The 15,530-nt window shown below is 55.8% G+C and carries 15 protein-coding genes; 10 read left to right on the top strand and 5 right to left on the bottom strand.

The genetic code is table 11. The annotated features are described in order from the left end of the window. A partial coding sequence (locus ACI9KD_RS14305; protein WP_414981852.1) for an amino acid permease occupies positions 1–701 on the top strand: 701 nt, incomplete at its 5' end. Positions 702–740: 39 nt separating this feature from the next. Next, complete coding sequence (locus tag ACI9KD_RS14300; protein ID WP_414981851.1) at positions 741–1,322, top strand: chalcone isomerase family protein; 582 nt, start codon at positions 741–743, stop codon at positions 1,320–1,322. Between the two features lie 37 nt (positions 1,323–1,359). Here ACI9KD_RS14300 and ACI9KD_RS14295 read toward each other — a convergent pair whose 3' ends face one another. Continuing rightward, positions 1,360–3,033: an FAD-dependent oxidoreductase gene (locus ACI9KD_RS14295; protein ID WP_414981850.1), complete on the bottom strand. Its 1,674-nt coding sequence runs from the start codon at positions 3,031–3,033 to the stop codon at positions 1,360–1,362. 113 nt (positions 3,034–3,146) lie between these two features. On the opposite strand from ACI9KD_RS14295, the gene ACI9KD_RS14290 reads away from it, so the two are divergent. Further along, positions 3,147–4,229, top strand: a complete 1,083-nt coding sequence (locus ACI9KD_RS14290) for an MBL fold metallo-hydrolase (RefSeq protein ID WP_414981849.1) — start codon at positions 3,147–3,149, stop codon at positions 4,227–4,229. Positions 4,230–4,247: 18 nt separating this feature from the next. Next, positions 4,248–5,123: an alpha/beta hydrolase gene (locus tag ACI9KD_RS14285; protein ID WP_414981848.1), complete on the top strand. Its 876-nt coding sequence runs from the start codon at positions 4,248–4,250 to the stop codon at positions 5,121–5,123. A gap of 12 nt (positions 5,124–5,135) precedes the next feature. On the opposite strand, the gene ACI9KD_RS14280 is transcribed toward ACI9KD_RS14285, so the two are convergent. Continuing rightward, positions 5,136–6,329 (bottom strand): iron-containing alcohol dehydrogenase, encoded by a 1,194-nt coding sequence (locus ACI9KD_RS14280; protein WP_414981847.1) that lies wholly within the window; start codon positions 6,327–6,329, stop codon positions 5,136–5,138. A 163-nt stretch (positions 6,330–6,492) separates the two neighbouring features. On the opposite strand from ACI9KD_RS14280, the gene ACI9KD_RS14275 reads away from it, so the two are divergent. From ACI9KD_RS14275 to ACI9KD_RS14265, 3 genes are read left to right on the top strand one after another with little or no spacing between them, the layout of a single operon-like run. Further along, positions 6,493–7,479, top strand: coding sequence for an NAD(P)H-quinone oxidoreductase (locus ACI9KD_RS14275; protein ID WP_414981846.1), 987 nt, complete (start codon positions 6,493–6,495; stop codon positions 7,477–7,479). A 13-nt stretch (positions 7,480–7,492) separates the two neighbouring features. Next, a complete protein-coding gene (locus tag ACI9KD_RS14270) occupies positions 7,493–10,366 on the top strand; it encodes a S8 family serine peptidase (protein WP_414981845.1) in 2,874 nt (957 codons plus the stop codon). After that, the gene (locus tag ACI9KD_RS14265) at positions 10,363–11,958 is read left to right on the top strand and encodes a transglycosylase SLT domain-containing protein (protein ID WP_414981844.1); all 1,596 of its coding nucleotides are present in this window, start codon (positions 10,363–10,365) and stop codon (positions 11,956–11,958) included. The genes ACI9KD_RS14270 and ACI9KD_RS14265 overlap by 4 nt, the downstream gene beginning before the upstream one ends. On the opposite strand, the gene ACI9KD_RS14260 is transcribed toward ACI9KD_RS14265, so the two are convergent. Then, complete coding sequence (locus ACI9KD_RS14260; protein ID WP_414981843.1) at positions 11,936–12,370, bottom strand: hypothetical protein; 435 nt, start codon at positions 12,368–12,370, stop codon at positions 11,936–11,938. The genes ACI9KD_RS14265 and ACI9KD_RS14260 overlap by 23 nt on opposite strands. Here ACI9KD_RS14260 and ACI9KD_RS14255 point away from each other — a divergent pair. Beyond that, on the top strand, positions 12,354–13,511 hold the full coding sequence (locus ACI9KD_RS14255) for a PQQ-dependent sugar dehydrogenase (RefSeq protein WP_414981842.1): 1,158 nt from the start codon (positions 12,354–12,356) through the stop codon (positions 13,509–13,511). The genes ACI9KD_RS14260 and ACI9KD_RS14255 overlap by 17 nt on opposite strands. A gap of 54 nt (positions 13,512–13,565) precedes the next feature. Here the strand turns inward: ACI9KD_RS14255 and ACI9KD_RS14250 are convergent, their stop codons facing one another. Beyond that, positions 13,566–14,177 carry a hypothetical protein gene (locus ACI9KD_RS14250; protein ID WP_414981841.1) on the bottom strand — a complete coding sequence of 204 codons (612 nt, stop codon included), beginning with the start codon at positions 14,175–14,177 and terminating at the stop codon, positions 13,566–13,568. 241 nt (positions 14,178–14,418) lie between these two features. Here ACI9KD_RS14250 and ACI9KD_RS14245 point away from each other — a divergent pair, with 241 nt between their 5' ends. Further along, entirely contained in the window at positions 14,419–14,661 is a 243-nt protein-coding gene (locus ACI9KD_RS14245; RefSeq protein WP_414981840.1) for a hypothetical protein, read from the top strand. Between the two features lie 5 nt (positions 14,662–14,666). After that, on the top strand, positions 14,667–15,119 hold the full coding sequence (locus ACI9KD_RS14240) for a hypothetical protein (protein WP_414981839.1): 453 nt from the start codon (positions 14,667–14,669) through the stop codon (positions 15,117–15,119). A 76-nt stretch (positions 15,120–15,195) separates the two neighbouring features. Here ACI9KD_RS14240 and ACI9KD_RS14235 read toward each other — a convergent pair. Continuing rightward, positions 15,196–15,530, bottom strand: a 335-nt coding sequence (locus tag ACI9KD_RS14235) for an MBL fold metallo-hydrolase RNA specificity domain-containing protein (RefSeq protein WP_414981838.1), incomplete at its 5' end; no start/stop codon positions are given.

The following is a 15,530-nucleotide window of genomic DNA, read 5'->3' as shown; positions in this document are numbered from 1 at the left end:
GACTCATTATTCTGGCGCTCTCTGTGCTGGGCACTCTGGCCGTTCTGGCAGCGATACCCGCAGAAGAGATCAATCTTGTAGAAGGACTCATAGACACACTCCGAGTGTCCTTTGCAGGCATGAGCGGCGCCAGCACCTTGGTGCTTCTACTAGGACTTTGCTTCCTATTCGGAATCTTCTCCAGCTGTGCTGCATGGTCTATGGGCGCAAACCGCGCAGCGGCGGAAGCAGCGTTGGAAGGAGAGCTCCCCTCCTGGTTTGGTGTGGAGATGGCGAGCAATGGTTCACCGCTTGGCGCTGCCGTGCTCACCGGCCTGGTAAGTACCTTAGCGCTGCTGGGTTATGGATTCATGTCTGGCGACAATGAGGATCTTTTCTGGTCTTTATTCGGTTTTAGCTCTGTGTTGTTCATGCTGCCGTATGTGGGAATGGTATTGGCCTTCCTGCGTATGCGCTCTATCGATGGTGACCGGGCACGGCCCTTTCGGGTCCCCGGGGGCGCGCCAGGCGCCCTTTTCTGCGCGTTGCTTTGCGCGTTTATTTTACTCGTCGCCATAGCACTTTTCATGGTTACGCCAGACGACGGCCCGCAGTGGAAGGTCATTATCGGCGTCGTTCTGGCCCTGGCTCTCGGAGAGGCTGTAATTCGCGTCGCCGAACGCGCAAAACCAAAAACATCTGATAGGCGAGACACACCGTAAATGTAAGTCATAAGATCCTTTGGAAGTTTTGTATCAAAAATGTCCAAGTCAAAACATGACAACGCTCGCCGCAAGCGTGTCGGGCTTCTTCCGCTGATATTGTTGCTCGCCTGTGCAGCGCAATCTGATGACCGCTTGACGAGCCAGTCTGCTGAAAGCACCAGCATGCCCGACACCGAGCAAGCCTCCTTGTTAAAAGTGGGCGAGGCACGCCTAAAGTTCCTATTTTGGTCAGTCTATGACTCTCGGCTGTACACCCTGAGCGGGGCGTACAACGAGGGTGAACGCCCCCTCAAACTCGAAATTCAGTATCTGCTGGATATCACAGCTGATGCGCTATTAGAAAGGACGCTAATGGAGTGGAGCAACATGGGCCGCAGTCATCCGAGTCAGGAACAATGGCGCAGTGAGTTGGCCAATATCTGGACAGATATTCAGTCAGGTGACGTACTCAGCTTGGAACTCGATAGCGCTAACCGCAGCACCTTTCGCCGCAATGGAGAACTCCTCGGACACATAGAGGATCCGGAGTTCGGTCAGGAGTTTGTGGACATCTGGCTCTCTGAAGATTGCACTCGGCCGGACATTCGGCAGGCTCTGCTGGGCAAGAGCGCTACTTAGCGGGGCCACGCCTTGCGGTCCCCATTGACTGACCGGGCTAAGGCTGTGGAACCGGAGCTTCCGCAAGCGGGTCTGTACTTTCTAAACCGTCACTTGCACCTCGATCCACGGTAGTCAGATATTCATCTAAACGCGCCTGCGCGGTGTCTCCGAACAAAATTCGGCTAGCTTCGGCCAGTCCTGGGGCGCTGCGAATATCCTCAGCACGCACTACCTGTTCGATCTTGGAGCGTCGGCGCATGAAATCTTCGAGTCGTACCACCATCTCTCGTCGGGCGGTGAGCTCGATCTCGCAGCGCGTGTACTCCGCATGCTCGATAAGCAACTCAACGCTTTGCGGTACTTCACGAATACGATCCAGCAACTGAAATGCAGACTCGCCATAGCGCCGCCAAAAACGTTCACTCAAAGGTTCGGATGACCCAGGATCCGTCATTTCGTCCAGGCCCAACTGGCTCGCCTGCTGCATGAACGTCTCTTTCACAGAACCTCGCGGTTCCCCGTACCAAACGGCCTTGGGTTTTGGCACTGCAATACCCAAACTCGCCACGGCCTCTACCACTTCATCGCCCACGTTTAGGCAGTCAGTGAGCTTGCCGCCAAAAATACTGATTTGTGAGAGCTCTCTGTTTACTTCGATCTCGTGTTTACGGGAGAGCTGCACCCAGTCAGCTGCACCTTGAGAGCCGGTGACCGCCAGGGGACGCACGCCTACTCTCTCTGCGATGACATCTTCCGGGCGAATGGGCTCTCGTAAATCAATCAACTGGTTGACGTTATCGAGTACGAACTGGCGGTCCTCCGCGGTAACTCCCACAGACGGGTCGCTGACCGGCATGTCCGTAGTGCCTATACAGGTCTTGGGTCCCATGGGAATCAAGAAAAACAGCCGTCCATCACTGGCGAAGAACGTCAACACCCGGCGGCTGTCAGTCACCCGATCAACAATCAGATGAATACCCTTTGAGAACAGGTGCCGATACTGTGTCTCGACACCCAGCATCGTGTTCAGGGAATCGACCCAGGGGCCACAGGCATTGACTACCACCCGGGCACGCAGAGAATAGGTTTGCTCGCTTTCACAATCCCGAAGACGGCAATCCCAAGCGCCATCACGGCGGGTCGCTTGATCCAAATTCACATAGTTGGCCGCGATACAGCCCATATCCAATGCCCGACGGATGAAGCTAAAAACAAAACGTGCGTCATTGTCGTAGAGGTAACAGTCCGAGTATTCAAGACCTCCCGCCGCCCGGCTGGTGTTAATTTCTGGCTCGAGCTTTTTGATCGCCCGGGCTGACAGGTATCTAGGGGCACGCGTTTTACAGCGACCCATGAGCCAATACAGCACGCTACCGAGGAATACGAAGAAAGACCAAAACCGAAAACCGCGCTGAATGGTGGTAAAAAAGCGTATCTCTTTGACCGTTGCAGGGTAGGCGCGCATAAGCTCGTTTCGCGACCGACAGAGCTTGTTTACCAGAAAGAACTCGAGGGTCTCCAGATACTTGATACCGCCCCAGGCGAGGTTGCTGGAATTAGAGCTGACGCCACTGGCAAAGTCGCCACGATCAATCAGCGCAACGCGGACACCCTTTCCTGCGAGCGCGGCGGCGGATACCGCCCCATTGATGCCGCCCCCAACAATGAGAACGTCATATTCTTGCCCATCAAGGCTACTGAGATTCTTATCGCGCAGTGCGGTGGACACCGCGTTTCCTCCTAAATACCAGCTCAAGCGTTATCGGCTAACCATAGCCAACTGGACAGTGACTTCAACAGACACCACTATAACGCACTCTCTAAGCGGTTCTCCCTGCCTTTATGCATCAAGAAACTCTAGAAATCTATCGCGGCCTCCAATACCCCTGGGGTCGCGGAGTGAACCCCGAACCCGGTGAGCCCCGACGAATTGCCGAAGGCGTCTATTGGGTGCGTTTTCCTATGCCCATGTCCCTTAACCACATCAATCTCTGGTTGCTGGAAGACGGAGACGGTTGGACAATTGTTGATACCTGTCTGAATCTGCCGGATGCCCGGGAGCTCTGGGAGTCTCTTTTTGAGGGATTCATGGGCGGCAAGCCGGTCACCCGTGTCATCTGCACGCATATGCACCCGGACCATGTAGGCCTCGCGGGCTGGATCTGCGAGCACTTTGGCTGCGACCTGTGGATGTCCCGCGCCGAGTACCTCATGTGCCGATCTTTAGTTGCAGACACCGGTCGTGCGGCCCCGCAGGTCGCGGTGGATTTCTATCACCGGGCCGGCTACGACGAAGAGCAACTGGAGCAGTACAAAAAACGCTTTGGGTTTTTCGGCAAAGCCGTATCACCCTTGCCGGACCGCTATCGGCGTCTCGTGGACCTGGAAACCCTGACTATCGGTGATCGCTACTGGCAAATGATGGAAGGCAGTGGACACTCCCCCGAGCATCTTTGCCTGTATTGCCCGGCGCTTAAGCTGTTTATCTCCGGTGATCAGGTACTGCCGCGCATAACACCCAATGTCTCTGTATTTCCCACAGAGCCGGAAGGCGACCCTTTAAAGTATTGGCTGCACTCCTCTGCGCGACTGCGTGAGCGCCTTCCAGAGGATTTGCTGGTTCTGCCTTCACACGAAGCGCCCTTTATGGGTCTGCACGTGCGATTGACCCAGATACTGGAGTCCCACAAAGAAGACCTCAGCGCCCTGTTCAAATTGCTTGCAGAGCCTCAGCGTGCAGTGGATTGTTTTCCGGCGCTATTCAAACGTGAGATCGGCAAAGGCTTGCTAGGTTTGGCCACCGGCGAAACTCTCGCGCATCTGAACTGCCTTCTCGGTCGCCGCAGAATTCGTCGCCATAGCGACGAGCAAGGGGTGCACTGGTACGTGCAAGATCCCGATGCTATCGATCTCGATGACGACTAAATTTCAGAGGTGACGCTTATGTTGCAAAAGCTCAAAGTCAGCTTTTATCGAACGTTTTATCGCTTCAGCGCCCGACAGGCCTGGCACGCACCTAATGTTCATACATCACCGGGGGCTCTCGAGTTACCCACAAGCGCCGGCCCCCTGCGTGGCCACCTTTATCGAGGGGGCAAGGCCGCCGAGCGTCCTTTAGTTATCTATTTTCACGGTGGTGGCTGGGTGATCGGCGACCTCCAGACCCACCATGCTTACTGTCAGGCACTGTGCGACGCCTCAGGTGCGTCGGTCATCGCTGTGGACTATCGCCTGGCGCCGGAGCACCGATTTCCTACTGCCCAGGATGACTGCCTGGCTGCAGTCAATGCCATCGTCGCCGGACTTCCGGACTTTGGTCCGAGCAACGGCGGTATTGTGCTCGCGGGCGACAGTGCCGGCGGTCAATTATCTCTGTGCACAGCACTTGAGGCAGATGAAGAACTCAAGCCCAAGCTTAAAGGCATGTTGCTAACCTACCCGGTAGTTGATCACTACAGTCGACCATCGCCGTCTTACATCGATTGCGCTAAGGGACAGGCACTGAGCAGCGACCTGATGCGCTGGTTCTGGGATAGCTATTTGGGAGGCACAGATCCGGAGGCCGAGGCAACGCAGCGCGCGTTTCCGATGCGAAGCTCAGCATTGGGAACACTGCCCCCGGCGATTCTATGTACCGCCGGGCGGGACCCGCTCCGGGATGAAGGCATGGCCATGGCAGACGCATTGCGCGACGCCGGTGTTGCCCTAGAACAAGAGCACTATCCTGACTCAGAGCACGGTTTTGCCTGTTCCATGGGCCCCACTGATGATTATAAAGCCTGGCTTGCACGCTGCGCAGCGTGGATAGCGCAGCGTTAAAACACTGCCGGACTAGCCGGCAATCTTTGAGAGGATATCCCGCGCGCCCGCCTTATCAAGCATCTTGGGCGGAAAGTAGCCTGTTCCCTCGGCTACTGCGAGATCCACTAGATAATCAAAGTCTTCGGCCTTAATCTTCTCAGAGGTAGCGGGAATACCTACGTCATCTCTAAGCTGAATAACGGCGTCGATGAACGCTCTCGCCTGATCCCCGGCGCTTTGCCCTGAAGCAGCAACTCCAATCAGCTGAGCAAGCTCTGCTAAGGCGCCTTCTGCCTCTGCGGCGCAGTAGTTCAGTACATGTGGCAACACCATAGCGTTCGCAAGCCCATGGGGAATCTGATACTTGCCACCCAGTTGATGTGCAATGGCATGAACCGAGCCAACGTTTACCTGGTTGATGGCGATGCCTGCGTAATAAGAAGCCAGCGCCATGGATTCTCGCGCTTCGGCATCATCACCCTGGTCGTAGGCACGTGTGAGATTTTCGAAAATAATGCGAATTGCGCGTTTCGCATGCTCTTTACTCGTGCCCCGGTCCCAGCGACAGATAACGGTCTCTACAGCGTGGGTCAAGGCATCCATGCCAGTCGCAGCGGTAATCGCCGGGGGCATACCCAGCTGCAGATCCGGATCCAGCGCGGTGGCGCCCATGCCCAAACCGGCGCCAGAGATAACGCCTTTTTCATGGGTCACTGGATCGGAGATAACCGCGCCCATGGTCGCCTCGGAGCCGGTTCCCGCGGTAGTTGGAATCGCAAAAATCGGCAGCACCTCGTGCTTTACCTTGCCAAACCCGATCCAGTTCCGTGGATCTTCGTCGCTGGTGGCCCGTGCCGCAACGAGCTTGGCACAATCAATTGAGGAACCGCCCCCGATAGCCAGCACCACATCGCTATTGTGCTTTTTTAACTCAGCCAGACCTTCGGCAACCTGGTCAAAGGTGGGGTCCGGCTCCACGCCATCGTAAAAAGCGATGTCGATATCAGAACCGGCAAAACCTTCCAGCGCGCGATCCACGATTCCCAGTTCACGAAGTGGCTTGTCGGTAACCACCAATACTCGCTTGAATCCCGATCGACGAATGTGCGCACAAAGCTGCGCAGAACTACCGGAGCCTGCAAAGGCAAGATAAGTCGCTCCCGGCGATGAAGCCGTGAGAATTTTGGCTAAAATAAAGAGGAGTGCGTTTTTGATTTTATTCATGGTTTTACTCAGGCCCTGATCGTCAAGGTAGTCGTTAAAGTAGAGAAGAGTAACAATTCGTATCGCCCTCAGCGAGAGAAGATAGCTTGCCCTTCCTTCCATCGAATGCGATGTTGGCCATCAATCAACAACATACAAGTTCAACAGCAAAGGAATACTCTCCATGACAGCCATCACGCGCCGGTATGTGCACATCGACGAGGCCGACCGAAGTCTCTCGCTAAGAGAAGACCGAGCCCCGGTCCCGGGTGCTGAGGAGGTTCTCATCGAAGTTGCCGCTGCCGGCCTGAATCGCGCCGACCTGCTGCAACGCAAAGGCCTTTACCCCCCGCCCTCGGATGCATCACCCATTATGGGATTGGAAGTATCCGGAACAGTGTTGGCCTGTGGCGAAGCCGTGTCCAACTTTAAACCCGGCGATGAGGTCTGTGCTCTTACCCATGGTGGGGGCTATGCAAGTCATACAATCGCGCCACAGAGCCAGACTTTACCGGTGCCGTCGGGGTACAGCCTGAGTGAAGCTGCCGCGCTTCCCGAAGCACTGCTCACCGTTTGGCACAACGTCTTTCAACGGGCGGGTCTGGAGGCCGGTGAAAACGTGCTTATACACGGCGGTGCCAGCGGCATTGGCACACTGGGCGTCGGTATCTGTAAGGCCATGGGCGCCTCGGTGTACAGCACTGCTGGTAGCGCCGAGAAGTGTCGCCGCATTGAGGCTCTGGGTGCGACTAAAGCATTCAACTATAAGGAACAAGATTTTGTCGCAGAACTCGACGCTCTGGGACTAAAGGGTGGCATTTCGGTCATTCTGGACATGGTCGGTGGCGACTATATTGGCCGCAATTTTGAAGTCGCGGCGCCAGAAGGACGCATCGTCAATATCGCCTTTCTTAGAGGATTTAGCGCCGAGGTCAATTTTCTTCCTATGTTAATGAAGCGACTCACTCTCACGGGGTCCACCCTTAGAGCACAGTCTGAAGCGCAAAAGGCTCAGATGGTGTTTGAAATACGCGAACAACTGTTCCCACACCTCAATGCTGGAACGATCAAGGTTGTTATCGACAAGGAGTTCTCTCTGGATCAGGCCCAAGCAGCGCAGGACTACATGGAGTCCGGCGTTCACATGGGCAAAATCCTGCTGCGCCCCTAACTTCGATTCACGCATGCAACGACTATCCAATGGCTATAAAACACTCGCTGTCACGGCACTGACCTGGGCTCTTGCCGCCTGCGGTGGAGGTGGTGGGGGCGGGAGTAGCAGCACGCCAACACCGGCCAATATTCCGCCGGTGGCTGAAGCTGGCATCGCGCAAAGCGTGGGCGCGGGTGACGCAGTGACGCTGGACGCGGGCAACAGTCGTGATAGCGATGGCAACATCGTCACCATCGCCTGGTCCCAGAGTGAGGGCCCCACGGTGGACCTTGTCGGCGCCGACCAGTCCCAAACCACCTTTACAGCACCGAGTCTGGGTGAAGATAGGGAGCTCGTGTTTACACTGATAGTTGCCGACGATGATGGTGCCACTGCCAGCGACTCTGTAACCATCAATGTCTCTGCAGCCATGATCGCGGAGCAGGTGTCTATCAGTGGCCGCATCGAGCCATCCGCAAGTCAGAGCCTGGATGGCGACACCAATGATCCTTTCAATCCTTTCCTTAACAATGATGAACCGGCACAGCCTCAATCCATCGCCAACCCCACGACCCTGGGCGGCTACGTCAATGAACCCGGGGCGGGTGCCGAAGGTCGGTCGCAGATCGCCGGCGATCGTGAGGACTACTTCCTTGTAGATCTCCTCCAGGGACAAAGCATTAGTTTGTTAGTGGCGGAGTTTCAGGATGCTGACGCCGATCTATATCTCTACTCTCCCGCGGAAGCGTTGATTGATTTCTCTATAGAAACGGGACCCAGCGAGAGCCTTGTCATTGAGCAGAGCGGCAGCTACCTCGTCAATGTGTCCATCTTCTCGGGGGCGACCAATTACACGCTGGCCATTGGATCGAGTCTTGTGCCGGTCAGTCGCACCGCCTACGAAGATGTCATTCCCGGCCAGATCATTGTGTCCTATGCCGACTCCAATACACAGACGAACACGGCAGAGGCTTTTGCTCGTCGCCTGCGTATGCGCCAGCTTGGCGGGGGCCCACGTCGGGCCCGCCTCATGGTTCTGGATGACGCAGGCCAGGACAGCCAGCTCATTAACCGCCGACTGGGCTACCAGCACTTTCGCTTTGCGCAGTTCGAAAAGCAGGCGCTGGCAGAGCGCTGGCGTACTTTGATCAGTATCAAGCGTTTAGCGCGCTCGCCCGGGATAGACAGTGCCGAGCCGAATTACCGCGTGCGCCCCTCCGCATCCGTGAACGATGAAGCTTACGCTTTGCAATGGCATTATCCCTTGATCAGTGTGCCCGGGGCCTGGGAAACCACCGTTGGAAACCCCGGGGTTATCGTCGCCGTGGTGGATACCGGCGTACTGACAGGCCACCCGGATCTGGCAGGACAGCTGGTCCCCGGCTATGACTTTATTCGCGATCCCCGGGAAGCCGCCGACGGTGACGGGATAGACCCTAACCCGGAAGAAACCATCGACGGGGGAGACCCGGCTGCAGTGAATTTTCACGGCACCCACGTAACCGGCACTATTGCGGCGCGAGGCAATAACGGCATCGGCGTTACGGGCGTGGCTTATGGAGCGCGGGTAATGCCTTTGCGCGCTCTGGCAGCCAGTGGCGGTACTGGCTATGACGTTAATCAAGCGGTGCGCTATGCCGCGGGACTAGAGAATGATTCCGGGACATTTCCCGATGCGCCGGTGCAGGTTATCAATCTCAGTTTGAGTGGAGGTGGCTTTAGCGCCAGCACCCAGAGACTCTACGACGAGATTAGCGCGCTTGGCATCATTGTCGTAGCGGCGGCAGGCAACGAGAGCAGTACCTCGCCAAGTTATCCGGCGAGCTACGACAATGTGATTTCGGTGAGTGCCGTAAACACGCAGCAACAGATCACCAATTACTCCAACACCGGCAGCGCTATTGATCTTGCGGCGCCGGGTGGTGATGGCAGTCAGGACTTTAACGGTGACGGCTACCCGGACGGCATCCTTAGCACTGGCGGGTCCGATGGTGAGTTTGCTTACACCTTTCTCAGCGGCACCTCCATGGCTGCACCGCATGTTGCCGGCGTGATGGCGTTGATGAAAAGCGTCAATCCAAATCTGAGCGCCAACGATGTGAGCAGACTGCTCGAGCAGGGTGATCTCAGCGACGATATTGGCAGTGTGGGCCGGGACAACCTCTACGGCCATGGAATCATCAATGCGCGTAAAGCTATCGAGGCCGCTCTGGCGGAGGCTGGCAGCAGCTCCGGCAGCGAGCCGCGACTCGGCAGCTCCAGCAGTGCCCTTAACTTCAGCTCTCTTCGAACACGGTTAGAAATCGTTCTTCGAAACAGCGGCGGTGGCGACCTGCAGAGTGTCCAGTTGCGCTCCAATGATGCATGGATCACCGCAAGCTCTGTCAGCGTCGATGAGCAGGGCCTGGGACGCTATGCCATCGAAGTCGATCGAGACGGGCTCACGCCCGGTGTCTATGAAGGGAGTCTCACCGCGACTTCCAATGCCAACGAGCTCTCCGTGCGGGTGCTTCTCTCTGTGACGGACGCCACCGATGCAGAACTGGGCATCGTGTACCTACTCCTGTTTGATCCTGCAACAGACACGGTGGTCGCCCAAACGACCCTACAGACCAATAGCGAAACCTTTGATTTTGCGTTCCCCGAAACCCCTGCCGGACTGTATCAACTGTTTGCCGGCACTGATCTGGACAATGATCTGGTGATTTGTGACGAGGGCGAGGCCTGTGGCGCGTACCTCACCATTGATCAGCCACTGACAGTTAACTTTGATCGCAATCGGAACGATCTAAACTTCTCCATCGAATATCTCGTAGCCTTTCCCGGTGTGGCGAGCGCCAACACCCAAATTAATGGCAAAATACGGGCCTTAAACTCCTTACGACGAGAAGCAACAGTGCCATGACCGGGTTCCCAACGAGAAAGCTTAGTATCCTTCTGCTGGCCGCCGGCCTCCTCTGCGCCTGCGGAGACAGTCAGTCCCTGGAAAATGAAGGTTCGGGATCGCCTACGTCCTCGGTGGTCGCAAGCGAGTCAGGCTCAGCATTAGAAACTACGACAGAGCCGCTGGAAGCCAACGCCAGCTCTGCCCCCCCGGGTGATTTAAACCCTGCCGCAAATCCTGAAGCACCGGGGCTGCGACGCTGGGTCGGTGACCTGGATGCCATGGAAGAGCACCGCGTCCTTAGGATTCTCACGGTTTATGGCCCGGGGCGCTTCCACCTGGACGAAGGTCGGGGCGTTGGTATCGTTGCCGAAATGGCCACTCGACTTGAAGAGCATCTGAACAAGGACCCAGAACGCAAACACATCCGGATGTTCACCCTCGTAATCCCCATAGCCCGGGATCAGCTTGTTCCTGCGTTGCTTGCGGGTCGAGGCGATGTCATTGCGGCCGGGCTGACTATTACTTCTGAGCGTCAGGAAATTGTGGACTTCAGCATTCCCGCCAGCAAGGTATTGAACGAGATACTTGTTACCGGTCCCAGCGCACCACAGCTAGACCAGCTTGAAGACCTCTCCGGAAAAACCGTATACCTGAGAGAGAGCAGCAGTTACCGGGAAAGCGTGGATGCGCTTAATGATCGTCTTGAAGCACAAGGACTCCCCCTCATCGATATCGAAGTCATGCCCGGTTCTCTGGAAGACGACGACCTCATCGAAATGGTCAATGCCGGCTTGCTTCCCTGGGCCGTGGTGGACGACTACAAACCACAGATGTGGGAGGGTGTATTCAAGGATCTGGTTGTTCGCAATGATCTGGTCTTTCGCGAGGGCGGACGCACGGCCTGGGCGCTGCGAAAAGACAGCCCCTTACTGAAGGCCTCAGTGGATGCCTTCCTCAAGAAGAACCGCGCAGGCACGCTCTACGGCAATATTCTGATCAACCGCTATGTCCGGGACTTTGATTGGGCCAGCAACGCGCTGGGCGATGAGGACTATCAGCGCTTCAATGATCTGCAGTATCTTTTCCAAAAATATGGCGAGCTCTATGAAATGGAGTATTTGTTCGCAGCCGCTCAGGGCTATCAGGAATCGCGCCTGGATCAGAGCGTGCGCAGCCACGCCGGTGCCGTCGGTGTCATGCAGCTCCTCCCCTCAACCGCGTCGGACAAGAGTGTCGGTATTCCGAATATTCATGAGGTGGAGCCCAATATTCACGCCGGCATCAAATACATGGACTACCTTCGCGACCGCTATTTCGATGATCCAGAAGTCACACCGTTGAACCAGGCCTTACTCGCACTGGGCGCTTACAATGCCGGGCCATCGCGCATGATCCGCCTGCGTGCGAAAGCCGCCGAACGAGGCTACGACCCCAATGTCTGGTTTGACAATGTTGAGCTGATCGCCGCCGAGGACATCGGACGCGAAACCGTCCAATACGTATCAAATATTTATCGCTACTACCTGACCTATCGTATGGTTGCCAAGCAGGAGCTCAAACGCGCAGAAGCGCGGCGCGCTATCGGTATCAGCGATGCGCTCGACCAGTAAATACATAAAACAGATAACCGCCGAACCACCCGGCGAGGCATTGTAAGGCGAGACCAAGGGGCTCTCTTACCGCCGCAATGCCGTTTAGACCCAAAACGGCTTTCATTATGAGATGCAGAGCAAGAATCGCTATCGCCCCGGCAAGACCATAGAGAAAAACGCGGGCACGTGGCAGGTATCGGCTTAAGCCCGCGGCAATGGGCATCGCAACAAGAAAAGCGATCAGTATAAGTGGCAGGTAGCTAGTAGTGAGCCCAAGGAGATCGTGCCAACTCGCGTGCAGGCGATCGCGCAAAGTGACGGGCATCGCCATGGCTTGCAGCTCAGCTAATATCGTCTGAGTCGCAAAAACACTGCCAACGATATAAGCGCCTAGCACCGCAGGAAAAAACGCCATGACCGCACGTAACATTCCAATTCTCTTCTCTTTGCTCAGCGCGCATGATGCCGTGTCAGCACGACAGACACCACTGCAAAAGTACTGGCTTGTATTGCTCATGATGCTGCTTAGCCTGGAAGCATCGGTAGCCAGCGCACAAAACTATCGCCTGCTCACCGTGGCGGACGACTTACGCTGGCCCTGGAGTGTGGCTAGGCTCCCAGACAATGGTTTTTTGATCACAGAACGTGAGGGCCGCTTAATCCACCTCGACGAAAATGGTCAGCGCCACGTTCTTGAGGGCACTCCAGATACCTTGTTTGCCGGGCAAGGCGGCTACTTCGATATCGTGCTGCATCCAAATTTTGCCAAGAACCGCTTGATCTATCTGAGTTACGCCGAGGGTCTGGAAAACGCGAATGGCACAGCGATTTTCAGAGCCCGGTTTGAGGATGGAAAGCTGAGCGAGGGACAGCGGATTCTTCGCGTAGTCCCCGACAAGGCCACACCCCAAAACTACGGCGCAAGAATATTATTTCTTGAAGACGAGACCCTGCTCATCACCACCGGCGATGGATTCGAACATCGGGAGCAAGCACAATCCCGAGTCAGTGAGCTCGGCAAAGTACTTCGAATCAACGATGACGGACGTCCTGCAGGCCTTCTGGATGCCGAGGGAGAGCCCGGGCGAATCTGGACTTTGGGCCATCGAAACTCTCAGGGCCTTGCCCTGGATCCCAATACCGGAAGTATCTATCTTCACGAGTATGGCCCCCAAGGCGGTGATGAGCTCAATCTTCTTGAGGGTGGAAATAACTATGGCTGGCCCGCGGTGACCCATGGCGTGGACTACAGCGGAGCCTATGTATCGCCGTTTAAAAGCGCTCCGGGGTTCGAAGACCCACTGTGGACCTGGGTGCCGAGTATCGCGCCGTCAGGCATGGCCTGGTATGACGGAAAACTGTTTCCCGCGTGGCGGGACAGCCTTTTTATTGGCGCGCTGGCCGATAAGGAAGCTCGACGACTAGAGATGCGCAAGGGCAAAGTCATCAAGGAAGAAACACTGTTCAAAGAGCTCGACAGCCGCATTCGCGACATTCGAGTATTTGGCGACGATATCTACTTACTCACGGATTCTGAACAAGGCGCACTTATTCAAGTCCTGAGTCGATAAGCAAATCCGAGAGATTAAAAATCGCCGGCTTTATGCCGGCGGGATTCCGACCCCTTAGGCCACTTTTTTAGGGGCTGTCGTTTTCTTTTTAGCAGGCACTTTCTTTTTAGCTGGGGCCTTCTTTTTCGCCGCCGGTTTCTTCGCCACTACTTTCTTCTTAGCGGGCGCCTTTTTCTTAGCGGGCGCTTTTCGAGCCACTGCCTTTTTGGCTACAGCCTTACTGGGCGCTTTGGCCTTCGCTTTTGGCTTGGCCTTTGCTTTGGCTAGACGCGCCGCTGCCTTCTCTACCATGGTCGCCGCCTGATTTGCAGCTTGAGCCTTGCGAGCTTCCAAGGCGAGATCTGCACGCATGGGCACGAGCTTTTCAGCGTACTCGTAGGCGGCCCTGGAAATCTGGCTCACCGTATCTCCAAGCTCTTGCACTTGCTTCATCAGGGCGTCTACACGCTGCTTGTCTGCGTTGTTTCCTTTTTTGCGCATCGAAGCACGTGCTTTCTTCAAACGTGCATTTGCGGCTTTGTATTTCTTTTTGACGGATGCGAGTTCTTTCTTTGCGGAGCCATGGGCCCGCTCTGTTTCTTTTAGCAGACGCTGGCGAAGCTGCTCTACACGCTTACTCGCCTGTTCTGCCATCTTAGTCGCTTGAGCTAATTCTTTTTCCAACATACGCGGTACCTTTAGTGTTATTGGTTTACCCCAACCCCAGTGTAGGGAGAAAGTCCGAGTTTGTAACGGTCATTTTTTGATCGAGCGCAACACTCTCCAAACTAACCTTCTATTTATCGCACAAAGGCCTCAAGCGAACGCAGACATTCGCTGTGCGGCAATGCATCGGTTGTATCTGCTATGACGCCGGTACTATGCTGTGACTTATGCTGTTGTACATTTTAAAAACAGGGCTTACACCATGACTGAGCCAGACCGCGGATCAAAACCCCGCATACCCAAGGCCGTACGCAAACGTCTGCGAGAAGCGGCCGTGGCCAAAGTTCGTCAGGACATTATTCACGCGGGCCGCACAGAAGCAGAATATGCCCAGGACGATCTTGAGTATCTGGTTGCCGAGAAAGAAAAAGAAATTTGGTCGGGTCTTGGCTGGAAGGGCTTCGGAATCGTAGCTCTACTTTTGGGCATCAACATCGGTATCTGACGAATATGTCCATTTTCCGGATTATCAAATACTCCTCGCTGCTCTACTTTCTAGGTAAGCATCGCGACAAGCTTGCCCGATCCGCCGCTGTGCTGTTGTTCGCGTTTGTGAGCTCGTTGATTTACGACGACGTTAGAATTTACCTCGCCCAGCAACATCCCGGGGCATTGATCTATGCGCTCATCGCAAAGATCGTAATCGTCTACGGCTCTCTCGTGCTTGTCTTGCTACAGTTTCGAAGCGGTGCAAAGGCCAGCTCGGCGGGTGAGGCCAGAGCTGCCGATCTACCGGGCCGTGGGGACAAGAGTAAGTCTCCGGAACCGGCCGCCAGGGACCGTCTCGATGCGCTGTCCGATGTAGAGCATCACGATCGTTTGCGATCCCGCTACGACCGCATACTCAGCGGGGAACGCTCGGCAAATCAGGCGAGCAAAGACCCCTCGGAAAAATCCAAGTAATCCTGAACAAAACCACAGCGCCAGCAAAGCGCTCGTGCATTCGATATTCACCGACGAAGACCGTTAGCGGCATTGTTTAGGGCGACGACTCAGGCAGCGCTGACAATCGTCCTTCTTCGTCTTGCTCCAGACGACCCACGACCGCCACCTTTCGGCGCATACCCGGCTCGGGAGCCAGATAGAACAAATCACCGTTGGATCCCGTCAAGGCCATCGCCGCGCCATTTGCCCGAGCGATCTTGGCGTTAGCCAGCATATGTCGCTGTTCTCCATGCACGGGCACCGCCAGTCGGGGTCTCAACCATTGATACATCGACGCGAGCTCGTCGGCGCAGGGATGACCGGACGCGTGAACAGGCTCTGCTGCGCTGTCCGCGTCGATAATGTGAATGCCCTGAGCACGAAAGCGCT

Source organism: Congregibacter sp. (genome assembly GCF_047617445.1).
GTDB lineage: Bacteria > Pseudomonadota > Gammaproteobacteria > Pseudomonadales > Halieaceae > Congregibacter.
The sequence above is the reverse complement of the archived record's forward strand: the minus strand, read 5'-3'. Positions and strand labels throughout refer to the sequence as shown.

Bases quoted from the DNA above. Each gene is read 5' to 3' on its own strand.
- ACI9KD_RS14300 (WP_414981851.1), top strand. From the start codon at position 741: ATGTCCAAGTCAAAACATGACAACGCTCGCCGCAAGCGTGTCGGGCTT.
- ACI9KD_RS14290 (WP_414981849.1), top strand. From the start codon at position 3,147: ATGCATCAAGAAACTCTAGAAATCTATCGCGGCCTCCAATACCCCTGG.
- ACI9KD_RS14285 (WP_414981848.1), top strand. From the start codon at position 4,248: ATGTTGCAAAAGCTCAAAGTCAGCTTTTATCGAACGTTTTATCGCTTC.
- ACI9KD_RS14280 (WP_414981847.1), bottom strand. From the start codon at position 6,329: ATGAATAAAATCAAAAACGCACTCCTCTTTATTTTAGCCAAAATTCTC.
- ACI9KD_RS14275 (WP_414981846.1), top strand. From the start codon at position 6,493: ATGACAGCCATCACGCGCCGGTATGTGCACATCGACGAGGCCGACCGA.
- ACI9KD_RS14270 (WP_414981845.1), top strand. From the start codon at position 7,493: ATGCAACGACTATCCAATGGCTATAAAACACTCGCTGTCACGGCACTG.
- ACI9KD_RS14265 (WP_414981844.1), top strand. From the start codon at position 10,363: ATGACCGGGTTCCCAACGAGAAAGCTTAGTATCCTTCTGCTGGCCGCC.
- ACI9KD_RS14255 (WP_414981842.1), top strand. From the start codon at position 12,354: ATGACCGCACGTAACATTCCAATTCTCTTCTCTTTGCTCAGCGCGCAT.
- ACI9KD_RS14260 (WP_414981843.1), bottom strand. From the start codon at position 12,370: ATGTTACGTGCGGTCATGGCGTTTTTTCCTGCGGTGCTAGGCGCTTAT.
- ACI9KD_RS14250 (WP_414981841.1), bottom strand. From the start codon at position 14,177: ATGTTGGAAAAAGAATTAGCTCAAGCGACTAAGATGGCAGAACAGGCG.
- ACI9KD_RS14245 (WP_414981840.1), top strand. From the start codon at position 14,419: ATGACTGAGCCAGACCGCGGATCAAAACCCCGCATACCCAAGGCCGTA.
- ACI9KD_RS14240 (WP_414981839.1), top strand. From the start codon at position 14,667: ATGTCCATTTTCCGGATTATCAAATACTCCTCGCTGCTCTACTTTCTA.